The 2,119-nt window shown below is 40.8% G+C and carries 2 protein-coding genes; one reads left to right on the forward strand and one right to left on the reverse strand.

What is annotated here, in order from left to right; translation table 11 throughout:
* Positions 1-471: hypothetical protein (locus tag V3S16_RS17565; RefSeq protein ID WP_413887325.1), on the forward strand; the 471-nt coding region annotated here is incomplete at its 5' end.
* A gap of 7 nt (positions 472-478) precedes the next feature.
* Here the strand turns inward: V3S16_RS17565 and V3S16_RS17570 are convergent.
* Positions 479-1,723 (reverse strand): ISL3 family transposase, encoded by a 1,245-nt coding sequence (locus V3S16_RS17570; protein ID WP_413887327.1) that lies wholly within the window; start codon positions 1,721-1,723, stop codon positions 479-481.
* Positions 1,724-2,119 lie beyond the last annotated feature (396 nt).

The raw sequence follows: 2,119 nt of genomic DNA on the forward strand, positions 1-2,119 counted from the left end.
GGGAGAGTCTTTTTTGATGATCGTGGATTTGACGAGAGTGTTAAAGGATATGTGTTGGGAATAGTTGTGCCAATAATGGAAGGAAATAAAATTATCGGGCTATTGAAATGCAATCTGAACATAAGTGGGGTATTAAGCCAAATATTAGAAGCTTTCAGCGAAGATGAAGCAAAGATTTTGAAGCTCGTTAGGTCTGGAGGATTGATCGTTTTTGAAAAGGGCAAGGAGCCTCTGAGCACAAAAGTTCCGAGTATGGTCATTCAAGGGATGAAGAAATGGGTAATTGATTCAAAAATGATTCAGGATAACGGGATTGATAGACTTATTGCTTATGCCCCTGTAAATATTACACGTGGTTCAGCAGATTATGGTTTTGGAGGAAGTTATAGCTCAATCGATCATAAAAAAGGGCTATATCCGGAATTCCCAACTAGTAAACAACCTTTAAAATCATATAAATACTGTCATTGAGACGAATTTATATTGTACGAAAATCCTTCGGAATTTGTTCAGGAATATTTAAATCACCTACGGTTAAGAAAATCAGGTCTGTAAATGCTTCTAATGTTCGGAATCCACTTGCTCTATTTTTAATAATTTTAATAATTCGATTTAACCCTTCGGCGACGGCATTAGTCATCCGGGTTTCAACATAGGGCAGAATACGGTGCATGTGTTTTCGAATTGTTTTAACGAAACGACGAATTGGCTCCAGACGACTTTTCAAAGCTGTCGTAGTCCAACGTTTGATAAATCTATCAGCGGCCCAATGAGTTTTATAATCCCAGAAGTGTTCAAATTCATCCTTCAAGACCCATGCGCGATGGATTCGACGGTTGCCTTTCCGAAGAGTGTTGAGTATCCATGTGTCTTTTTTCGAGCGTTTAGATGAATGTCTATACAACAACCATCGAAGACCTTTAAGAGTTTTGCGTTCATCGCCGGAAGCTTCGCGCCATTGTTCTTTGCGTACTTCGTCAACCGCTTCATTGAGCTTTTTAACGATATGGAATCGATCAAGGATCAGAGTGACATTAGGACAATGATTTTCAATCGCATTGATGTAAGCCTGGCTCATGTCACAGGTAGCCCATTTAATTTTGCGTTTCTGGTAATCACTAAGCATTTCTTTAAAAAAACGGTCGATTGTCTTCTCCCCCTTACCTTTGCCAACCCAGACAACGCATGCTTTTTTAATGTCATAAACGATGGTCGCATATTTATGGCCCTTGCAATATGAAATTTCATCGACACCAATAGCCTTAAGGTCCCGTATTCGATGGCCATCGCGAATGCGTTCAATGGATCGATGCAAAAGGTCCGAAAGGGTGGATTGAGCAATGTGCAGCATCTGCGCGGCAGCTTTTTGCGACATGATTTGGCAATAGACGAGCATGGCATATTCAAAGCGGTAAGTGATGCGTGCATAATCATCAGCCCACGGGATATTTTCCTGAACTCGGCCGTGTGTAGGGCACATAATTTCTTTGGGACAATACCAAAGCATTACCATACATCCGTACAAGGTGAGATCGCGCCATAACCGACACTCATCCATAATGCGCACAATGCGGCCACGGCGATGGCAATGTGGACATAAGCAGCCATTTTTATAAGGTTTGACCCACAGATCGAGCGTTCGTTTGCGAGCATGTAATTCAACGTGGGTCACAGATAATTCTTTTAAATTTAGAAGGTTTCTGATAAACTTGTTTACTGTCATAGGTTCCTCCTTTTGTTAAAGTTTTGAAGTAAACCCTAACAATAAGGATGGGACCTATGACATTCCATAAAAAAATTTGCATAAGGAGCCGCAGAAAAGTTTCCTGTGCTCCGACGAGCTATTGAGGGGCCCATTCTCGCACAGGAAACTTTTCTACTACACCGTATCATTTGCACAATTTGTTTAAAAGGTATTCTGTCTATTTTTATCTTCCATTCCCTCAGGGGGAAAACTAAAAGCTTGCGGATAAAAGTAGTAATTTTAAACACTAATTCGTTTGAGAGATTCGGATAGACCCGTATTTATGCGCCTTTCCGCACCTAAGGTATATCTCTTTGTTATAAGATCCCCCCGCTCCGATTTCAAAAACAGGGTTTTGTATATCCATTCTGGCGG

It is taken from the genome of Candidatus Desulfatibia sp., from assembly GCF_036446775.1.
Classification (GTDB): Bacteria; Desulfobacterota; Desulfobacteria; order Desulfobacterales; family UBA11574; genus Desulfatibia_A.